Annotated in this window: 19 protein-coding genes, 1 tRNA gene and 3 riboswitches; of the genes, 7 read left to right on the plus strand and 13 right to left on the minus strand. The window is 70.9% G+C overall.

The window, feature by feature from the left end; all coding sequences use genetic code 11:
- The first annotated feature begins 26 nt into the window (after positions 1-26).
- Positions 27-971: a response regulator gene (locus VEC03_RS10890; protein WP_324915145.1), complete on the plus strand. Its 945-nt coding sequence runs from the start codon at positions 27-29 to the stop codon at positions 969-971.
- Positions 972-1,094: 123 nt separating this feature from the next.
- Here the strand turns inward: VEC03_RS10890 and VEC03_RS10895 are convergent.
- Positions 1,095-1,170 (minus strand) — tRNA-Asn (locus VEC03_RS10895).
- 39 nt (positions 1,171-1,209) lie between these two features.
- A complete protein-coding gene (locus VEC03_RS10900; protein WP_324915147.1) occupies positions 1,210-3,300 on the minus strand; it encodes a TonB-dependent siderophore receptor in 2,091 nt (696 codons plus the stop codon).
- A gap of 72 nt (positions 3,301-3,372) precedes the next feature.
- Positions 3,373-3,469: riboswitch (TPP riboswitch) on the minus strand.
- A 49-nt stretch (positions 3,470-3,518) separates the two neighbouring features.
- Positions 3,519-3,623, plus strand: a riboswitch (TPP riboswitch).
- 50 nt (positions 3,624-3,673) lie between these two features.
- On the opposite strand from VEC03_RS10900, the gene thiM reads away from it, so the two are divergent.
- From thiM to thiD, 3 genes are read left to right on the plus strand one after another with little or no spacing between them, the layout of a single operon-like run.
- Complete coding sequence (thiM, locus tag VEC03_RS10905; RefSeq protein ID WP_324915149.1) at positions 3,674-4,507, plus strand: hydroxyethylthiazole kinase; 834 nt, start codon at positions 3,674-3,676, stop codon at positions 4,505-4,507.
- The gene (gene thiE, locus VEC03_RS10910; protein WP_324915151.1) at positions 4,501-5,145 is read left to right on the plus strand and encodes a thiamine phosphate synthase; all 645 of its coding nucleotides are present in this window, start codon (positions 4,501-4,503) and stop codon (positions 5,143-5,145) included. The genes thiM and thiE overlap by 7 nt, the downstream gene beginning before the upstream one ends.
- Positions 5,142-5,978 carry a bifunctional hydroxymethylpyrimidine kinase/phosphomethylpyrimidine kinase gene (gene thiD, locus VEC03_RS10915; RefSeq protein WP_324915153.1) on the plus strand — a complete coding sequence of 279 codons (837 nt, stop codon included), beginning with the start codon at positions 5,142-5,144 and terminating at the stop codon, positions 5,976-5,978. Before thiE ends, thiD begins: the two co-directional genes overlap by 4 nt.
- Here thiD and VEC03_RS10920 read toward each other — a convergent pair.
- The 8 genes from VEC03_RS10920 to VEC03_RS10955 all read right to left on the minus strand — a co-directional run bounded on the left by VEC03_RS10920 (position 5,975) and on the right by VEC03_RS10955 (position 14,320).
- On the minus strand, positions 5,975-7,270 hold the full coding sequence (locus VEC03_RS10920; protein ID WP_324915155.1) for a purine-cytosine permease family protein: 1,296 nt from the start codon (positions 7,268-7,270) through the stop codon (positions 5,975-5,977). The two genes, thiD and VEC03_RS10920, sit on opposite strands and share 4 nt — an antisense overlap.
- A 53-nt stretch (positions 7,271-7,323) precedes the next feature.
- Positions 7,324-7,424, minus strand: a riboswitch (TPP riboswitch).
- Between the two features lie 83 nt (positions 7,425-7,507).
- Positions 7,508-8,611, minus strand: a complete 1,104-nt coding sequence (locus VEC03_RS10925) for an NAD(P)/FAD-dependent oxidoreductase (RefSeq protein WP_324915157.1) — start codon at positions 8,609-8,611, stop codon at positions 7,508-7,510.
- A gap of 135 nt (positions 8,612-8,746) precedes the next feature.
- Positions 8,747-9,070, minus strand: coding sequence for a ferredoxin FdxA (fdxA, locus tag VEC03_RS10930; protein ID WP_324915159.1), 324 nt, complete (start codon positions 9,068-9,070; stop codon positions 8,747-8,749).
- 109 nt (positions 9,071-9,179) lie between these two features.
- Positions 9,180-10,469, minus strand: a complete 1,290-nt coding sequence (locus VEC03_RS10935; protein ID WP_324915161.1) for a sulfate adenylyltransferase subunit 1 — start codon at positions 10,467-10,469, stop codon at positions 9,180-9,182.
- Positions 10,469-11,401, minus strand: coding sequence for a sulfate adenylyltransferase subunit CysD (cysD, locus tag VEC03_RS10940; protein ID WP_324915162.1), 933 nt, complete (start codon positions 11,399-11,401; stop codon positions 10,469-10,471). The genes VEC03_RS10935 and cysD overlap by 1 nt, the downstream gene beginning before the upstream one ends.
- The gene (locus VEC03_RS10945) at positions 11,398-12,120 is read right to left on the minus strand and encodes a phosphoadenylyl-sulfate reductase (RefSeq protein ID WP_324915164.1); all 723 of its coding nucleotides are present in this window, start codon (positions 12,118-12,120) and stop codon (positions 11,398-11,400) included. Before VEC03_RS10945 ends, cysD begins: the two co-directional genes overlap by 4 nt.
- Positions 12,120-12,512: a DUF934 domain-containing protein gene (locus VEC03_RS10950; RefSeq protein WP_324915165.1), complete on the minus strand. Its 393-nt coding sequence runs from the start codon at positions 12,510-12,512 to the stop codon at positions 12,120-12,122. The genes VEC03_RS10945 and VEC03_RS10950 overlap by 1 nt, the downstream gene beginning before the upstream one ends.
- A complete protein-coding gene (locus VEC03_RS10955) occupies positions 12,509-14,320 on the minus strand; it encodes a nitrite/sulfite reductase (RefSeq protein ID WP_324915167.1) in 1,812 nt (603 codons plus the stop codon). The genes VEC03_RS10950 and VEC03_RS10955 overlap by 4 nt, the downstream gene beginning before the upstream one ends.
- A gap of 135 nt (positions 14,321-14,455) precedes the next feature.
- Here VEC03_RS10955 and VEC03_RS10960 point away from each other — a divergent pair, with 135 nt between their 5' ends.
- A complete protein-coding gene (locus VEC03_RS10960) occupies positions 14,456-15,199 on the plus strand; it encodes a response regulator (RefSeq protein WP_324915169.1) in 744 nt (247 codons plus the stop codon).
- Here VEC03_RS10960 and mnmD read toward each other — a convergent pair.
- Both mnmD and VEC03_RS10970 read right to left on the minus strand, forming a co-directional pair.
- Positions 15,174-17,015, minus strand: a complete 1,842-nt coding sequence (gene mnmD / locus VEC03_RS10965; RefSeq protein WP_324915171.1) for a tRNA (5-methylaminomethyl-2-thiouridine)(34)-methyltransferase MnmD — start codon at positions 17,013-17,015, stop codon at positions 15,174-15,176. The genes VEC03_RS10960 and mnmD overlap by 26 nt on opposite strands.
- Positions 17,016-17,026: 11 nt before the next feature.
- Positions 17,027-17,299, minus strand: a complete 273-nt coding sequence (locus VEC03_RS10970) for an oxidative damage protection protein (RefSeq protein WP_324915172.1) — start codon at positions 17,297-17,299, stop codon at positions 17,027-17,029.
- A gap of 178 nt (positions 17,300-17,477) precedes the next feature.
- On the opposite strand from VEC03_RS10970, the gene epsC reads away from it, so the two are divergent.
- Positions 17,478-18,386, plus strand: coding sequence for a serine O-acetyltransferase EpsC (epsC, locus tag VEC03_RS10975; protein ID WP_324915174.1), 909 nt, complete (start codon positions 17,478-17,480; stop codon positions 18,384-18,386).
- A gap of 119 nt (positions 18,387-18,505) precedes the next feature.
- Positions 18,506-19,066 carry an NAD(P)H-dependent oxidoreductase gene (locus VEC03_RS10980; protein ID WP_324915176.1) on the plus strand — a complete coding sequence of 187 codons (561 nt, stop codon included), beginning with the start codon at positions 18,506-18,508 and terminating at the stop codon, positions 19,064-19,066.
- Positions 19,067-19,115: 49 nt separating this feature from the next.
- Here the strand turns inward: VEC03_RS10980 and VEC03_RS10985 are convergent.
- Positions 19,116-19,473 (minus strand): glycosyltransferase (locus tag VEC03_RS10985; protein ID WP_324915178.1); only part of this gene is annotated, 358 nt, incomplete at its 5' end.

Here is a 19,473-nt window from a genome sequence, read left to right on the forward strand (position 1 = left end):
TTCAACCCAAGCCCAGGAGTTCCGGCATGGCAAGTCCCTCGAACAACCCCCTCGTGCTGCTCCCGATGGAGCAGACCTTCGACCTGAGCGCCAAAGGCACCGCCGAACTGAATGGGCATGCCACCACGCTCAACCCCGCGCAACTGGAGTTGCTGATCCGGCTGGACGGCGCCCTCACCCTTGGGCAGGTGCGCCAGTCGATGCCCCAAGTTTCCGATGACCGGTTTGCGGCCGCCTTCAAGGCGCTGCAGCAGCGGGGTCTCGTCCGGCAGGTCAAGGTCGATCGCTTCGATGCGATGGCCACGCAGCAGCTGAGCAGGCTGCAGCTCACGGGCACTGCTTCGTCCCAGGCGCCTCGCTCACTCGCCCGGGCCGGCTTCTCGGTCGGGTTGACCTGGCGGCGCGCCCGGGCAGCGACAGCAAAGCCATCACAACCGTACCGCGCGGTAGTCGTGGAGGACGATCCGGTGCTCTCGCGCATGATCGAGTGCTTCCTCGCCCTGGAGGGCTTCGAAGTGTGCCTGGCGGCGAACCGTGCCGAGGTGGTGGCCGCACTGAGCCGGCGGCAGGTCCCAGACGTCGTGTTGCTGGACGTCATGCTGCCCGACGCGGACGGCTTCCAGGTCCTGTCCAGGCTGCGCGCCCACCCGCGTCTGTGCCATGTTCCGGCGCTCATGCTGACCGGCCGTGCGACCCGCGAGGCCGTGCTGGAGGCACTCGCGGGCGGCGCGGACGGCTATCTCACCAAGCCGTTCGATCCCGAGTCGCTGATGTTCGCGGTGCGCTGCATCATGGGACTGGATGCGAGCATCCCGGCCATCGACCCGTGGGCGAACCCCGACGCGCTGGAGACGAGGGATTTCGAGAGGACGCAGCCCATGCCGATGTCGCACGACTACGAGCCGACCCGTCCCATGGGGCTGCCGAATCCGCCGTTCGCATCGACGCAGCCCGGGTGGCTGCACCCCTGAACGCGGACGGTCGTTCCTCACAGGCGTCTGGCCGTATCTGGCCGTCGCATGAGCGCTGCCTTGCGGGAGGCAGCTGTACAAAAGAAAGTGGGCACCGCAAGGGTGCCCACTTCCGTGCCTGTTTGGCTCCCCGACCTGGGCTCGAACCAGGGACCTACGGATTAACAGTCCGGCGCTCTACCGACTGAGCTATCGGGGAATGAAGCCCGCGATTATAGCGGGAGATTTTGGCTCTTCCTCAGAACGCGGCCGCAAAAGACAAACGGACCGTGCGCGGTGCGCCGGGGTACAGGTAGGCGTGCGAGAACTGGTAGGGCGCTTCGCGCCAGTAGCGGCGGCCCAGCAGGTTGTGCACGCCAAGGGTCCAGGTGGTCTGCGCGGCACCCAGGCGCCGCTCGTAGCGCAGCGCCGCGTCCACGCGCGTCCAGGCCGGGATGTCGAAGGAGCCGTCGGCCAGCACCGAGCGTGAGCCCTCGTGCGAGACGTGGCCCTGCAGCTCCAGTCCGGGCACGGCCGCGACTCGGTAGGCCGCGCTCGCACGCAGCACGATCTCCGGCACGTTCACCGGCCGCTGGCCGTTGGTGGCGGGCTCGTAGCTGCTGCCCTCGCGGCGCGCCCGCAGCAGCGTGGCGCCGCCCTGCAGCCGCCAAGGGCCCTGCGCCCAGTGGGCCGAGGCCTCCAGGCCGCGGTGCACGGCCGAGCCGTCGTACTCGCCGACGGCGCAGCTGAATGTGCGCGTGCAGAAGTCGAAGTTGGTCATGGGGCGGCGGATCTGGAACAGCGCGAGCTGCCAGCCGAGTGCGGCATCGCCGCCGCGCAGGCCGATCTCCGCCTGTCGCGCCTTGGCGGCCGGCAGCACCTCGCCGGCGTTGGCCAGCGCGAACACCGGGTTGGTCGTGACCTGCCAGGACTCCACGCCTTCGCCCCAGCTGCCGTACGCGACCACGTCGCCGAGCTGGTAGCTGATCGCGGCCCATGGGGTGGTGAGGCCCTGCCGGTAGCCGCGGTCCAGCCGCGTGTGGCGCAGGCCCAGCCAGGTGGTCAGGCGATCGTTCCAGCGGATCGCATCCTGCACGTGGATCTCGGTGGCGTGCTCGTCGCGGTCCGGCACGATGAAGCCCGGCGTCGGGTTGGGCGCCACCACGGCATTGCCGTCCAGGGTGCCGGTGCCGGCGAAGTTGAAGGCCTGCGGGTTGAAGCGATCGCGGGTGCGGTGGCGCAGGAGGCCGGCTGACAGCTCGTGCCCGATGGCGCCCGTATGCACGCTGCCGGCCAGCCTGAGCGCGGCGGCGTCGCGCTGGCGCCGCTCGTCCTCGCTGCGGAAGTCCCAGTAGTCGAAGGTGCCGTCGGAACAGAAGCGGTCGAAGTTGCCTTCGGCCATGCAGCCGAACGGGAAGGCGGTGTAGTCGTCGGTCTCCAGCCGCTGCGTGCCCGCCTGCGCGCTCCAGCGCCACTGGCTGCCCAGCGCCTGGGTGAAGCGCACGGTGCCGGTGAGCGCGTCGAAGCGGGAGCGCGGCGTCCAGGGCTGGTTGTTCAGGTTCAGGCGCGGATCGACCGGGCCGGGCAGCACGTTGCCGAGCAGGCTGGAGCCGGTCTGGCTCGCCTGGCTGCGCTGGCTCCACTCGAGCTCGCCCTCCAGCAAGGCATCGGGTGTCACCCGCCAGTCGGCGGCCAGCGCCAGCAGGCTGCGCTCGCCATCCGTGTTGCGAACGAGAGGCCGCAGCCGTTCCTGCGCGGCATTCAGCCGCCAACCGAAGACCTGGCCGGCGCCGAAGCGGCCGCCGAGGTCGGCGGCGCCCAGCAGGCTGGCACGCTCGGTCGCTTCCAGGCGGACCTCGCGCAGCGGGCGCTCCGTGGGGCGCTTGACCACGTAGTTGACCAGGCCGCCCGGCGCGCTGGTGCCGGCCTGGATGCCGCTGGTGCCCTTGAGGACCTCGATGCGCTCCTTGTTGTCCAGCGGGATCATGGTCTCCGCGTTGATCGGCAGGCCCTCGCGGCGGTAGTTGAACTGGTTGTTCAGGATGAAGCCACGCACCGACAGGAAGTCCCAGTAGCCGGGCGCGTTGTAGGCATCGCTGACCGAGCTGTCGAAGCGCGTCAGGTCGGCCAGCCGGCGCGCGCCGGACGCCTCGATCTCCTGGTGGGTGATCACGGTGGCCGAGACGGGGACTTCCTTGCGCGGGAAGTCACCGAAGCCGGTGACGTCGGGGGCCGTGGTTGCCGCGGCCGGGGTGATGGTGAGGGGACGCAGGCTGCTTTCCTGCGCTTGCGCTGCGGTCAGCGCGAACAGGAGCGCCGCAGCGCCCGGGATCGGTTGGAATCGTGCCACGCCGTTTCCTTCGACGGTGGTGGCAGGTGGGCTCGGAGGGCGGCCTGTGCTGCTCCTGCGAGAACCCGGAGCGCCGCCCGACACGTGCTTCCCTGCGCGAGGATTACCTCAATCAGGTTCAAAGGGACTCTCTCAGTCGCCGCGCGCGGCAACACCCCCAGCGGACTTCACCCAGAGGTGAAGAGCTGCGGATTCTAGCGGCGGCCGCGGCGCATAATCGCGGTTGCTAGAGGTGTCCTGCGGCAATTCCGCCCTGGGGCTGAGAAAAACTCTTTGAACCTGACCTGGGTCATGCCAGCGTAGGGAAGCGCCAGCCCTCCAGGGGGCCTTCTCCCCGCCGCCGCCGGCCCGGTCCACACCGAAGGACGACGACGTGCCCCAACTCCTGACCGCCTCCGATCTCTGGTCCGACATCGCCGCCGTGCGCGCGCGCTCGCCGCTGGTCCACAGCATCACCAACCTGGTGGTGATCAACCTCAATGCGAATGTGCTGCTCGCCGCCGGTGCCTCGCCGGTGATGGCGCACGCGCACGAGGAGGTCGCAGACATGGCGGGCATCGCGCAGTCGCTGGTGGTCAACATCGGCACGCTGGACCCGTACTGGGTGCGCAGCATGGAGCTGGCGATGGCCGCCGCCGCCGGGCGCGGCATCCCCATCGTGCTGGACCCGGTGGGCGCCGGCGCCACGCCGTACCGCAACCAGGCGCTGGAGCGACTGATCGCCACGGCCGCGCCGACGGTGATCCGCGGCAACGGCTCCGAGGTCATGAGCACCGCCGGCGCTGCCATCCGCACGCGCGGCGTCGACAGCAGCGCCGGCGCCGGCGATGCGCTGGACGCGGCGCAGGCGCTGGTGCAACGGACGAAAGGCGTGGTCTGCGTCAGCGGCGTCACCGACCACGTGCTGGATGCGCAGCGACGCTGGAGCCGCCTGTCCAACGGCCACGAATGGATGACGCGCATCACCGGCATCGGCTGCTCGGCCACGGTCCTGGTGGGCGCGTTCTGCGCCGTGCAGCCCGACGCGTGGCGCGCCACGACCGCGGCGATGGCCCTGCTGGGCGTGGCCGGCGAGCTGGCGGCGCAACAGGCACAGGCCGCGAGCGCCGGCGTGGGCAGCATGCAGGCGCTGCTGCTGGACGCGCTGCAGTTGCTGCCGCAGGCCGAGTTCGAGCGGCGCCTGCGGCTCGAGGTCGCGCAGTGGTAGCACGCGGTGGCCTGCGGCGCAGCCTGCGCCTGTACCTGGTGACCGATCGGCGCTTCTGCGGCGATCGCAGCCTGGAGGCGGTGGTCGCAGCGGCGGTGCAGGGCGGTGCCAGTTGCGTGCAGCTGCGCGAGAAGGACACGGACACGCGGGAGTTCGTCGCGCTGGCACTGGCCCTGAAGCGCCTGCTCGCGCCCCGCGGGATCCCGCTGGTGATCAACGACCGGATCGACGTGGCGCTGGCCTGCGGTGCCGACGGCGTGCACCTGGGGCAGTCCGACATGCCGCCCGACCTGGCGCGCCGGCTGCTGCCGCCCCATGTCTTCATCGGCTGGTCGGTCGAGACACCCGATGACGTGGTGCGCAGCGCCGGCCTGCCGGTCGACTACCTGGGCGTGAGCCCGGTGTTCGATACCCCGACCAAGACCGACACGCGGACCGCCTGGGGACTCGAAGGCCTGCGGCGCGTGCGCCTGATGACGCCGCTGCCGCTGGTGGCGATCGGCGGCATCCACGCCGGCAATGCGGCGCAGGTGCTGCGCGCCGGCGCCGACGGGCTGGCGGTGGTCAGCGCGCTGTGCGCGGCCGAGGATCCCTGCGCGGCGGCACAAGCCTTGTTCGAACGGATGGAGGCGGCATGAAGCAGGAACGGTACGTGCGCGTGCTCTCGATCGCGGGCTCCGACAGCGGTGGCGGTGCCGGCATCCAGGCCGACCTGAAGACCTTCGCCGCGCTGGGCTGCTACGGCATGACGGCCATCACGGCGTTGACGGCACAGAACACGCAGGGCGTGCGCGGCATCCACGCGGTGCCCCCGGAATTCCTGAAGGCGCAACTGCAGGCCGTGATCGAGGACATCGGCGTCGACGCGGTGAAGATCGGCATGCTGCACGCGCCGGAGATCGTGGAAGTGGTCGCGTGGGCCATCGATACCTACCGCCTGCCGCACGTCGTGCTCGATCCGGTCATGGTCGCGACCAGCGGCGACCGCCTGATCGCACAGGAGACGGTGCAGGTGCTGGTGCGCGAGCTGTTCCCGCGCGCCGAAGTCGTCACGCCCAACCTCGACGAGGCGGCGCTGCTGCTGGGGCGTGCGCTGCCCGATGCGGCCTCGCTGCAGCCGGCGGCGACGGACCTGCTCGCGCTCGGCGCGCGTGCGGTGCTGCTCAAGGGCGGCCACCTGCCGGGCGAAGAGGTGGTCGACCTGCTGGCGCAGGCCGGCACGCCGCCGTCGTTCACCGCCCTGAGCGGCGCGCGCATCGCCAGCCACAACACGCACGGCACCGGCTGCACCCTGTCGTCAGCAATCGCGTGCGGGCTGGCGCTGGGGCAACCGCTGGCCGAGGCGGTGGCGCAGGCGCGCGAGTACGTGCGGGCGGCGATGAAGTCCGGCGCCAGCGTCCCCGTCGGCCAGGGACACGGGCCACTCGACCACGGCTTCGCGCCGCAGCCTTCGCGCCGTCGAAGCGGCTAGACCTTGGCCCGCGGCCGCGAGGCCCACGCCAGCGCGAACGTCAGTGCGAGCGCGGGCAGGGCCGAGCCCAGTGCCGGCGCGAAGCGGCCACAGGCGTGGTAGGTGACGATGCCCCCGATCCAGATCACGATCGGCACCGCCTCGGCGCGGCGCGCCCGCGCCAGCAGGGCCACGGCATCGGTGCCGAAGGCCAGGCGTCCCAGCATCACGCCGAACAGCGGCACGAACACCGAGCTGAGCATCAGCAGGAACGGCTCCAGGCTGTGCATGGGCAGCACCAGGGCCATGGCCGTGCAGGCGGCGGCGATGGCGAGCCCCCAGCGCCGGATGCTCCAGCCGGGCACCAGGCTGTGGCTGGACACGGCGCCCGAGTAGGCGTCGCCATAGGCGTTGTCCACTTCGTCCACCAGGATCAGCGACAGCGCGATCAGGCCGCCTTGCGCCAGCAGCAGGGCGGTGACCAGGTCCTCGCTGGGCAGGGTCAGGGCCACCAGCACGCCGAGCGCATAGCACCAGCTGTTGGCCAGGGCGTAGCCCAGCCAGGTGCCCTTCAGGGCGGCACGGCCGCTGGCTCCGTGGCGGGCGTAGTCGGCCACCAGGGGCAGCCAGGAGATCGGCATGGCGATCACCAGGTCCAGGGCCGAGAGCACGCCCATGCCGCCCGTGCCCGGGCGCTGCCACAAGGCCTCGGCACCCTGGGCCCGCGCCATGGCCAGGAACTGCCAGCTGAGCCAGATGAGCGACAGCACCACCAGCGGCAGTGCCACGCGCGAGACCACCTGGCGCACCAGCCGCACCATGGAGCCGGAGACCAGCAGCGCCACCAGCCCGCCCCAGGCGAGCGTCGCGGCCAGCGGCCACCAGCCGCCCGCATTGCCGCCCTGGGCGGCAATGGCCACCGTGGCGTCGCGCATCACGACCAGCTCGAAGGTGCCCCATCCGAGCAGCTGCACGATGTTCAGGATGATGGGCAGGCGGGCGAAGCCGCTGCCGTACACCGCGTGCATCAGCCCGGCGCTGGCCAGGCCGCTGTCGCAGCCCAGCTTGGCCACCCAGGCCAGCAGGCCGGCGCCGATGACCGAGCCGGCCACGATGGCCAGCAGGGCGTCGCGCGGACCGAGCGCCGGCACCAGGTAGGCGCCGACCTGCATCACCAGCAGGCCCACACCCAGGCTGAACCACAGGGACGCGTGCTCGCGCCAGCCGAACACGCGTTCGGCGGCGGGCAGCGGCGTCAGCGCCCGGTTGGCGGCGGGAAGGGGCAGCGTTGCTGCGGCGGGCGGGCTGGCCATCGCGATCTCCAGGCGGTCGCGCGGGGGCGGGCTGGAGGCAGGTCGCGCAGGACGCTGCAGGAGGCCGGCTTCCCTGCGCGAGGATTACCTCAGTCAGGTTCGAAGGGACTGTCTCAGTCGCTGCCGGACGGCAGCAACACCCCTAGCGGATGCACCCTTGCGGTTGCGGCGCGGATTGTAAGCCGCCAACGCGAAGGGCCCCGCAGGGCCCTTGTCGCGTCGTGGTTGCCGCGCGGCTCAGTCGAAGACCGGCGTCTCCACCCCCAGCACCTTGTGCAGCTTGGGCGAGGTGGTGGTGTACTGCAGGTGGATCTTGCCCTTCTCCGGGAAGATGATGGGCGCAGCGGCGAAGGCCGCCAGGGCGCACTCGTGGAAGCCCGAGAGGATCAGCTTCTTCTTGCCGGGGTAGGTGTTGATGTCGCCCACCGCGAAGATGCCGGGCACGCTGGTGGAGAACTTCTCGGTGTCCACCACCAGCTGCTTGCGTTCGATGTCCAGGCCCCAGTCGGCGATCGGCCCCAGCTTGGGCGACAGGCCGAAGAACACCAGCAGCATGTCCAGCGGCACCACCCGCGTCACGCCATCCGCGCCGGTGACCTTGACGCCCGAGAGGCAGCCGTTCCGTTCCTCGTAGCCGGTGACCTGGCCGACCATGAACTGCATCTCGTACTGCTCGCACAGCTCCTTCATCTTCGCGACCGATGCCGGCGCGGCCTTGAAGCCGTCGCGGCGGTGCACCAGGATCACGCTCTCGGCCTTGTTCGGGCCGTCGGCGACGAAGTTGAGCGTCCAGTCCAGCGCCGAGTCGCCGCCGCCGACGATCACCAGGTTCATGCCGGCGAACTTGGCCGGGTTGCGCACCCGGTAGAACAGCTGCGAGCCCTCGAACTTGTCGAGCCCGTCGACCTTGAGCGTGCGCGGCTCGAAGGCGCCCACGCCGGCCGCGATGAACACGGTCTTGGTCAGGAACTCCGTGCCGCGGGACGTGCGCACGAAGAAGCGGCCGTCGTCCTGCTTCTGCAGTTCGGTGACGGTCTGGCCGAGGTGGAACGTGGCGCCGAAGGGCTCGATCTGCTTGAGCAGCGCGTCGGTCAGTTCCTTGCCGGTGCACACCGGGATGGCCGGGATATCGTAGATCGGCTTGTCCGGGTACAGCTCGATCGGCTGCCCGCCGGGGTAGGCCAGCGAGTCGATCACGTGGGCCTTGATCTCCAGCAGGCCCAGTTCGAACACCTGGAACAGCCCGACCGGGCCGGCCCCGATGATCACCGCGTCGGTTTCGATGGGGCCGTCGTGTTCGGCAGCGGTCTTGATCACTTCTTGGCTGAGTCGGGGTTCCATTCGAATCCTAGCTTGCACCGTACTTTCTCGTTGAGGTGCGTCTATACGCGGGCCACCGCGGAACCGGCTTTGCCGGGCCGCTGGTGGCGCCCCTTGAGGGGAGGCGCCGAAGGCGCTTCGGGGTGGTCTTTCACTTCAGCGGACCAGCTCGGACAACTTGCCCGGCTTGCCGTTCCATTCTTCGGCATCGTCCAGCGCAGGTTTGCGCTTGGTGATGCTCTTCCAGGCGGGTGCCAGCTCGGCATTGAGCTTGATGAAGCCGACCTGGTCGGCCGGCACGTCTTCCTCAGCGTAGATGGCATTGACCGGGCACTCGGGGATGCACACCGCGCAGTCGATGCACTCATCCGGGTCGATCACCAGCATGTTCGGCCCCTCGCGGAAGCAGTCCACGGGGCAGACGTCCACGCAGTCGGTGTACTTGCAGCGGATACATTGTTCGGTGACGACGTGGGTCATTGGCTTGCGGTCATCGCTGGGGAAAACCCCGAATTTTAACGGCCGGCCCGGGGCCGGACGGGCTCAAGGGCATGGTGCCGCAGAGCCCCGGTGGCTACTTTGACGTTGCTCAATCGACCAGCACCGCTCCCGCCGTGCGATGGCTGGCGGTGTCCACCAGCACCAGTGACCCGGGGCCGCGCGCCCGTTCGAACGGCCGGATGGCCAGCGGTTCCTGCAACTGCAGTTCGATGCGGCCGATGGCATTGGGCTCCAGCTGGTCGGCCGGCTGCGGTTGCAGCGTGTGCACGTCCAGGCGGTGCACGACCCGGCGCACGCGCGCCTTCACCCAGCGGTGCCCGTGCAGCGCCCAGTAGGCCCGGCCCGGGGGCAGCGGCTCGTCATCCAGCCAAGCCACGGTACCGGTCAGCTCACGGGCCGGCTCGGGCGCCTCGGGCGCCAGCAGCCAGTCGCCGCGCGACACGTCCACCTCGCGGTCCAGCACCAGGCCGGCGCTGTGGCCGGCCGCGACCTCGCGCGGCTGGCGCACCCCGTCCAGCACCTGCGCCACGGTCGCGGTCTGGCCCGAGGGCATCACCCGGACCGACTGGCCGGGGCGGACGGCGCCGGTGGCGACCCGGCCCCAGAACACCCGCCGGCCCTGGTGCGTGCCGGCGCCGTCGGGCGCCTTCTCGACCCACTGGACCGGCAGGGCGAAGGCCTCGCCGGTTTCGGCTGCCGTGACCGGCAGCGATTCGAGGCACTGCAGCAGGGAAGGCCCGAGATAGCCGCACCAGCCGGGCGCCGGTTCGACCACGTTCTGGCCGTGCAGGGCCGAAATCGGCACCACGGCGCGCGGCGCCAGCCCGGCTGCTTCGCCGAAGCGCCGCAAGGCGGCTTCGATGCGGCTGAAGGCCAGTGCGGGATCCTGCACCGCGTCGAGCTTGTTCACCGCGAACACGATCGAGGGCACGCGCAGCAGGTGGGCCAGCAGGGCGTGACGGTGGGTCTGCGGCAGCAGGGCCGGCTCGCCGGCCTGCCATGGGAGCTTGGTCGCGTCCACCAGCACCACGACCGCATCGGCCGCCGAGGCCGCCGTGACCATGTTGCGGGTGTACTGCTCGTGGCCGGGGGCGTCGCCGATGATGAACTTGCGCGCCGGCGTGGCGAAGTAGCGCCAGGCCACGTCGATGGTGATGCCCTGCTCGCGCTCGGCCTGCAGGCCGTCGGTGAGCAGCGCCAGGTCGGTGGCACCGGCCCGCTGCACGCCGGCCAGCTGGTCCTGCAGCACCGCCTTGCTGTCCACCAGCAGGCGGCCGATCAGCGTGCTCTTGCCGTCGTCGACCGAGCCGGCGGTGATGAAGCGCAGCGGGGCGGCGTGCGCTTCGTCGGCGGCGTGGATCAGGGTGCTGGCATCCATCAGAAGTACCCGTCCTTCTTGCGTTTTTCCATCGAGGCGTCCGACGTCCGGTCGTCCATGCGGGTCGCGCCGCGTTCGCTCACCTCGACCGCGAGGGTCTCGAGGACCACGTCCGAGGCGTTCGCCGCCGTGCTCGCCACGGGGCAGGTGCAGGTGATGTCGCCCACGGTGCGGAAGCGCACCGTGCGCGTGACCGCCGTCTCGCCCTCGCGCACGGGCGTCAGGTCCGTCACCGGCACCAGCAGGCCCTTGCGCTCGACCACCGGGCGCTCGTGAGCGTAGTAGATCGACGGCAGCTCGATGCCTTCGCGCTCGATGTACTGCCACACGTCCAGTTCGGTCCAGTTCGAGATCGGGAACACGCGGAAGTGCTCGCCCGGGTGCAGCCGGGTGTTGAACAGCGTCCACAGCTCGGGTCGCTGGCTCTTGGGCTGCCACTGGCCGAAGCCGTCGCGGTGCGAGAACACCCGTTCCTTGGCCCGCGCCTTCTCCTCGTCGCGCCGGGCGCCGCCGATCAGCGCGTCGAAGCGGAACTCCTCCACCGCCTCCAGCAGCGTCACCGACTGGTGCGGGTTGCGCGGCTCGTCCGGGCGCGACAGGCGTACCGTGCCGCGCCGCATGGAGTCCTCCACGCTGCGCACGATCAGCTCCGCGCCCAGTTGCCCGGCACGCCGGTCGCGGAACCGGGTGACTTCGGGGAAGTTGTGCCCGGTGTCGATCATCAGCAGCGGGTAGGGGATTCGGCCGGTGCCGAAGGCCTTCTCGGCGCAACGCAGCAGCACCAGCGAGTCCTTGCCGCCGGAAAAGAGCAGGGCGGGGCGCTCGAAGGCGCCCGCGACCTCGCGCAGGATGAAGATGGCCTCTTCCTCCAGCGCATCCAGGTGCCGGTTGCCTAGGCCGGTGAGCAGGCGGGGTTCGACGCGGGCGTTCATGCGGCTCCTCCTTCGTTCCTGACGTGCAGGCCGCACTCCTTGGCGGACCCGTCTTCCCACCACCAGCGGCCGGCCCGGAAGTCCTCGCCGAGGCTGATCGCGCGCGTGCAGGGCGCGCAACCGATGCTGGGATAGAAGTCGTCGTGCAGCGGGTGGTAGGCGACGCCTTCGGTGGCGATGCAGTGCCAGACGTCGCCCCAGGTCCATTCGGCCAGCGGGTTGAACTTGACCCGCGGCTCGCGGGTGTCCACCAGCGGCACGTCGGCCCGCGCGGCCGACTGCTCGCGGCGCAGGCCGGTGATCCAGGCGCGCTGGCCCTCCAGCGCCCGCTGCAGCGGCTCGACCTTGCGGATGTGGCAGCAGGCCTTGCGCAGTTCGACGCTGCGGTACATGGCGTCGCTGCCTTCGCGGGCCACGAATTCGCGCGCGGAGGCCTCGATGGGGCGATACACGTGCACCGGCACCCGCAGCGAGCCCTTCAACCGGTCGAGCATCTCCAGCGTCTGCGGGTGCAGCAGGCCCGTGTCCAGCACGAACACGGGGATGTCCAGCTCCAGCCCCTGCACCAGGTGGGTGATGACCATGTCCTCCGCCCCCAGGCTGCTGGCCTGGACCAGGGGCTGGTAGTCGGCCGCGGCCTGCACCAGCAGCGCGCGGGTGCGGGCCAGCTTGGCTTCGTAGTCGGGCGAGGGCCGCGCGTGCCGTTCGATGGCGCCCATCAGGCCGCGCTCCGGAAACGCGGCCGTCCGCCGGTGGCGTCGCCCTGGTAGAAGGCGGCGAAGCGCGCGAACTGGCGCTGCGCGATGGCGGGGTCCTGGTCGGCCCGCAGCACGGCGCTGGAGAAGCCGGTGCGCTGCATCAGCAGCAGCTGGTCGACCAGCACCGCGCCCACGGCCCGGATCTCGCCGGCGAAGCCGCGCCGCCGCAGCGCCCAGGCCTGGCTGTAGGCGCGCCCGTCGGTGAACTTCGGGAAGTCCAGTTCGATCACCTGCGGACCGTCCAGGGGCAGGCCCTCCACGTCCTGGTCGTTGGCGATTCGCACCACTTCGGGCCCGGTGCCCAGGGCGGCGTACTCTTGCGCCGTCAGGATCCTGATGCTGCGGGGGGTCATGCAAGCTCCCGTTCCACGCTGCGCACCGCGTTGGCGGCGGCCTTGAAGGGCTCCACGCCGATGCGCCGCACGGTGGCGATGAAGGTCTCCAGGCGCCCATCGGCGACGATGCGCTCGCGGCGGTAGGTGTCCAGCAGGGCCTCGACCACCTCCGGCACCTCGGCGGCGCTGAAGGACGGGCCCAGCACCTTGCCGGGCGTGGCGCGCCCCGACAGGTCGGAGCCGTCGGCCCCGCCGACGGTGACCTGGTACCACTCGCGGCCGTCCTTGTCGACGCCCAGGATGCCGATGTGGCCGGCGTGGTGGTGGCCGCAGGAGTTGATGCAGCCGGAGATGTTCAGGTCGATCTCGCCCAGGTCGTGCTCCTCGTCCAGGTCCTGGTAGCGCTGGGCGATGGCTTCGGCGATCGGCAGCGAGCGCGCGTTGGCCAGCGAGCAGAAGTCCCCGCCGGGGCAGGCGATCATGTCGGTGAGCAGGCCGATGTTGGGCCGCGCCAGGCCCAGCTTGCGCGCCGCCGCCCACAGCTCGGGCAGGTCGTCCTGGTGCACCCAGGGCAGCAGCAGGTTCTGCTCGTGGGTGACGCGGGCCTCGCCGCTGGAGAAGCGCTCGGCCAGTTCCGCGGCGGCGTCGAGCTGGTCCGCGGTGGCGTCGCCCGGGTTCTGGCCCAGGCGCTTGAACGACAGCGTGACGGCCCGCAGGACCGGATCGCGGTGCGCGTGCACGTTGCGCTGCAGCCAGCGGTCGTAGGCCGGATCGGCCTCGGCGTCGGCCCGCACGATCTCGTGCAGGCGCAGGTCCTTCAGCAGCGGGCGCACCGACGGCGCCTCGAAGCAGGCCGAGACCCGGTCGAACTCGGCCTGCGTGATGGTGTGCGCGGCGCCGCCGGCCAGGATGCGGGTGAATTCCTCCTCGACCGCGTCGATGTAGCGCTGCCCCTCGGCCTTGACCAGGATCTTGATGCGCGCCTTCCACAGGTTGTCGCGCCGGCCGTAGCGGTTATAGGCACGGATCACCGCCTCGACGTAGTTGAGCAGCTGGTCCCAGGGCAGGAACTCGCGCACCACGGTGCCGATGATGGGCGTGCGGCCCATGCCGCCGCCGACCTGGACGCGGAAGCCCAGCTCGCCGGCCTCGTTGCGATGCAGCTGCAGGCCGATGTCGTACCAGCCGAGCGCCGCCCGGTCCTCGCGCGCGCCGTTGATCGCGATCTTGAACTTGCGCGGCAGGAAGGCGAACTCCGGGTGCAGCGTGCTCCACTGGCGCAGGATCTCGCAGAACGGCCGCGGGTCGGCGATCTCGTCGGGCGCGATGCCGGCCAGGGCGTCGGCGGTGATGTTGCGCACGCAGTTGCCGCTGGTCTGGATGCCGTGCATGTTCACGCTCGCCAGCAGCTCCATCACATCGGCGCTGCGCGCCAGCGGGATCCAGTTGAACTGCACGTTGGTGCGGGTGGTGAAGTGGCCGTAACCGAACTTCAGCCGGCTCGCCACCGGCGTGCCGCCGGGCACGGGCACCTCGCCCAGCGCCAGCTGCGTTTCCTGGGCGCGCCGCAGCAGTTCGGGGTCGGGCTGGTCGAACTCGCGCGCGATGCGGGCCAGCACCCGCAGCTGGGCGCTGGCGATCTCGCCGTAGGGAACGGCGATGCGCAGCATCGGGGCGTAGCGCTGGATGTACCAGCCGTTCTGCAGCCGCAGCGGGCGGAAGTCCTCCTCCGGCAGCTGGCCGGCCAGGTGGCGTTCGAGCTGGTCGCGGTATTGCGCGGCGCGAGCGTGCACGAAGGTGCGATCGAACTCGGTGTAGCGATACATGGGGTGCGACTCTAGAAGTCGCGTCCGCGCGGACCAACGATTTTTTTCTTGGCCGCTTATCCGCATATGCATATTCACGCGCTTTCCGGTGGCCCGTGCTGCAGCCATAATCCGGCGCCAAAAGCCGAGGAGCATATGCAGAGGGTCTTCGTCAAGGTGCTGGGATTCAGCGACGTCGAGCGGCACGCGTTGAACACCCTGTTCCGCCTGTCCGAGGAGCGCGAGACCGGTTATGCACTGTGGAATCCGGAATACGGCGTCGCGGCCCAGATCGCCCTGATCGACAGCGACTCGCACGAGGCGGTGGTCGAATTCGAGTCGCCCAGCAACGCCGGGCTGAAGCGGATCTGGATAGGCCCCCACGCCCCGGCGCAAGCCTGGCGCAGCTTCGAGCGGCCGATCCAGTGGCCCGAAGTGATCTCGGCCATGGACCACCTGTTCATGCCGCCGCCGGACCTGGACTTCGACCTCGGCGATCCGCAGGAGGCCCAGGACACCGTGCCGCCCGAGCCCGGGCCGCCGCCCCGGCGAGCCCTCATCGCCAGCCCCGACCGCGAGCAGCGCCTGTACCTGCGCGCCCGTCTGGCGCTGGCCGGCCTGACGCAGGCGGACGACGCCGCATCGGCCGCCGATGCGCTGGAGTGCGCGCGCCTGAACCGCTACGAGATCGCGCTGGTGGACTTCGCCCTGGCCGGCGAGGCCGGCTGGACCTTCGTCCGGCAGCTGCGCGCCTGCGAACCCGGCATCCCGCACGTGATCGTCACCAAGGACCGCGTGTCCGCCGGCGAGAAGCTGCGGGCCTGGTTCGCCGACCAGCCGGTGCTGCTGGCCAAGCCGCCGCACCCGGGCAAGCTCAAGGCGTTGCTGGAACGCGTGTAGCCGAGGCGGCCGGCCGCCCCAGGTCCAGCGCCGCGGCCAGCCGCGGCGGCAGCGGCAGGGGCTCCCCATGCAGGCGGGCCGCCAGCAGTTCGGCGCACAAGGTGGCGAAGGTCAGTCCGCGCGAGCCCAGTGCCGTGCACAGCCACAAGCCCGGTTCGAGCTCGCCCACCAGCGGCCGCCGGTCGCCGGACGCGCAACGAACACCCACCCAGGCGCGCACGCGCTGCGCTTCGAACTGCGGCGCCAGCCGCTCGGCCGCTTCCGGCACCAACAGGCGCAGGCGCTCCAGGTTGGCCAGCTGCTCCTCCGGCCGGATGTCCAGCGAGCGATCCGCTCGCACGTAGGTGGACCCGGACAGCCAGGCACGGCCCTCCGGCAGCTCGATGGCGGGCATGAAGTGGCCCTTGCCGTTGTGCGGATGCGCGGCCAGGGGCGGGCCCTCGTCCAGCAGCCCCCAGCCCAGCTGGCCACGGACGGGATGCAGGCGGATGGGCCGGTGCGGTTCCGCCCCGGTCGAGGGCAGCAGGTCGGCGGTTCCGAGGGCGGCGGCCAGCACGGCGATGTCGGCCTGCGCCAGCACGCGACCGTCGGCATCCAGCGCCTGCCACTGGCCGTCCTTGTGTTCGAGCCGCGCGACCCGGGCGTCGCCCTGCCAGTGAACGCCCGGCTCCGCCAGCCAGGCTTGCACCAGCGCCGACGGTCGCACCCAGGCAGCCGCGGCGTGCCAGAGGGCGGTTCCGTCCTCGCCTACGGGTTGCTGCCAGTCCTCCTGGCCGGGACCGAGCTGCGGCACGCCGCGGCGGTCGAAGCGGTGTTCCAGCACGCCGGTGCGCTGCCAGTCGCGTCCGGGCGCCAGCCGCATGGCCGCCTGCTCCAGCGTCATGCGAACGCCGGCGCGCGACAGCCGCGACAGCAGGTTGTCGTCCGGCGAGGTGTGCGGGGCCAGCATGCCGGCGGGCAGGCCGGAAGCGCCCGCCGCCGGCGTGCCGGCGGCATCGAGCACCTGCACCTGCCAGCCGCGCCGCGCGAGGCTGGCGGCGACACCGGACCCCGCGAGGCCGGCGCCGACCACGAGGGCCGTGCCCGCTGCCGCCCGGCCTTGCGGCGGCGCATGGCGCAGGGTCCAGTGCGGATCGAAGCGGGCCTGCAGGCATTCGCGCTTGGGCGGCAGGCCGGCGACTTTCTCCACCTCGAAGCCGCACTGCTTCAGGTCGCGACGCACACCCCCGGCGACCGTCCAGGTCGCCAGCCGGGTGCCGCGACGGCAGCAGCGCGCCACCGCCTTGAGCGTGTCCAGCGACCACAGCTCCGGATTGCACTGCGGATCGAATCCATCCAGGAACACGGCGTCGGCGGCGAAGGCCTGCTCGCGCAGCAGCGCCCGGGCGTCGCCCACGCACAGCGTCAGGAGCACCCGTCCGCCCTCGAACGGCAGCCGGTGGAAGCCGGGGACCAGGCCCCACCACTGCGTGGCCAGCTCGCGGGCCAGCGGCTGCAGCTCGGGCGAGTCCGCCGCGCTGCGCACGATGTCCTCGGCGCCGACCGGCCAGGCTTCGATCGAGACGACGTGCAGCAGGCCGGGGCGCTGCGGATCGTCCTTCCAGGCGCGCCAGGCGGCCAGGAAGTTCAGCCCCAGGCCGAAGCCGGTTTCGAGGATGCGCCACTTCGGCTGCCCGGCCCAGGCGGCCGGCAGCCCGCAGCCGGCGAGGAACACGTGCCGGACCTGCGCCAGCCCGCCGCTGCGGCTGCGGTAGACGTCCTGGAAGCGGGGGCTGTAGGGCGTTCCGTCAGGCGACCACTCGACCCGTTCGGCCACGGTGGCGTCGTTCAGCGCGTGGGCGGAACGTAGCCCTGCGCCACCTCGGCGCCGCTGCCGAAGAAATGCGCCTCCATCTGGCGCTTGAGGTATTCGCGTGCGCGCTGGTCGGCGAGGTTCAGGCGGTTCTCGTTGACCAGCATGGTCTGGTGCTTGAGCCAGTCCTGCCAGGCCTGCTTGCTGACGTTCTCGTAGATGCGCTTGCCGAGTTCGCCCGGGTAGGGCGGGAAGTCGAGGCCCTCGGCTTCACGGCCGAGCTTGATGCATTGGACGGTGCGCGCCATCGGCGCCTCCTGCTGGACGAAGATTGGGGATCCGCCGACTTTAGCAACATCGCCGGACGTCCCTTCCGGTCGCCGCCGCGCACACACCCACTGCGCAGCGGGATGTTGAGCCGGGCCGGATCATGCGCCGGCGTTCTCCGGTATCGTGGCGCCATCCATCCGGAGAGACGGAACACCCATGACCCACTTCGACATCGGCGTCATCGTGCAGGGCCTGCGCGGGGCGCGCAGCGACTGGCGCGAGGCGCAGGGCCGCTCGCGCGAGAACGGCGGCCGCGAGCTGCCCTCGCCGCAGGCGCTGGAGCGCATCGTCGAGCAGCTCAAGGGCGCCTTGTTCCCCATGCGCCTGGGCCCGCCGGACCTGCGCAACGAGGCCGAGGACTTCTACGTCGGCCACACGCTGGACGCTGCGCTGCGCGGGCTGCTGGCGCAGGCGGTGCTGGAGGTGTGCCAGGCCTCGCGCCGCGGCGAGGGCGCGACCGAGGACGTGCGGGAGCGCGCGGCCGGGCTGGTGCGCAGCTTCGCCCAGTCGCTGCCGGCGATCCGCCGCCTGCTGGACACCGACGTGCTGGCCGCCTGGCAGGGCGACCCGGCGGCGCGCAGCGTCGACGAGGTCCTGCTGTGCTATCCGGGCGTGCTGGCGATGATCCACCACCGGCTGGCGCACAAGCTCTACGAACTGGGCCTGCCGCTGCTGGCCCGCATCGTGTCGGAGATCGCGCACAGCCGCACCGGCATCGACATCCACCCGGGCGCGACCATAGGTGCCGGCTTCTTCATCGACCACGGCACCGGCGTGGTGATCGGCGAAACCTGCGTGATCGGCGAGCGCGTGCGCCTGTACCAGAACGTGACCTTGGGCGCCAAGCGCTTCCCGGTCGGCGAGGATGGCAAGCTCACCAAGGGGCTGCCGCGCCATCCCATCGTCGAGGACGACGTGGTGATCTACGCCGGTGCAACCGTGCTGGGCCGCGTGACCATCGGCAAGGGCGCCGTGATCGGCGGCAACGTGTGGGTGACGCACGACGTGCCGGCCGGCGGCAGCGTGGCGCAGGCGCGCAACGACGAAGGCCGCGGCGTGAGCTGAAGGGCAGGCCGCAGGGCGTTGCGACAGTTCTTTCGGAAGGTTTCCGTGGTCGGCACACGGGAGCAAGGGCACCCAGAATGGTCCTCGCGTCCCGCGTGCAACCTCGCTCTGGAGAAACCATGGCCGACAACTACCGCATCGCCGTCCTGATCGGCAGCCTCCGAAAGGATTCCTTCAACCGCAAGCTGGCCCATGCGCTGTTCAAGATGGCGCCGGCCGAGTTCAGCTTCCAGGAGTGCGCCCTCGGTGACATCCCGCTCTACAACCAGGACCTGGACGGCAACATGCCCGAGCCGGTCAAGCGCCTCAAGGGCGAGATCAGCAATGCCCAGGGAGTGCTGTTCGTGACGCCCGAATACAATCGCTCCGTCCCGGGCGTGCTGAAGAACGCAATCGACAGCGCTTCGCGGCCCTATGGCCAGAGCGCGTTCGCCGGCAAGGCGGCCGGCGTGATCGGCATCTCGGTCGGCGCGCTGGGCACGTCCATGGCGCAGCAGCACCTGCGCAACACGCTGGCCTACCTGGACATGCCCACCCTGGGCCAGCCCGAAGCCTTCGTGCAGGCCCGCGAGGGCTTGTTCGCACCGGACGGCGGCATCGGTATCGAGGATACGAAGAAGTTCCTGCAGGGCTGGATGAAGACCTACTGCGACTGGGTGCGCAAGCACGCGAAGCAGTAGGACACCGATCCGCCAGGCAAAACCCGCGATCGCACGCCGTGGATGAAGTTCACGCCGTGCGGAAGAACCGCGGCCGGGCCCGTTCGACCGCTTCGCGGTACACCTGCTCGTAGCGGCGCGCGCTCGCCGCCCAGCCGAAGTCGCGGCGCATGCCGTTGGCCTGGATCCGGTGCCAGTCCGCCGGGCGTTCCCAGGCGGCGCGGGCCCGCGACAGCGCGTCGGAAAACCCCTGCGCATCGGGCGACCGCATGACGAAGCCGGTGCCCTCGGCGGGGTCCAGCGTCGCGTCCAGCACCGAATCCACCAGTCCGCCGGTGCCGTTCACCAGCGGCGGCGTGCCGTAGGCCTGGCTGTACATCTGGTTCAGCCCGCAGGGCTCGAATCGCGAGGGCATCAGGAAGCAGTCG

Source organism: Ramlibacter sp. (assembly GCF_035627355.1).
Lineage (GTDB): Bacteria > Pseudomonadota > Gammaproteobacteria > Burkholderiales > Burkholderiaceae_C > Ramlibacter.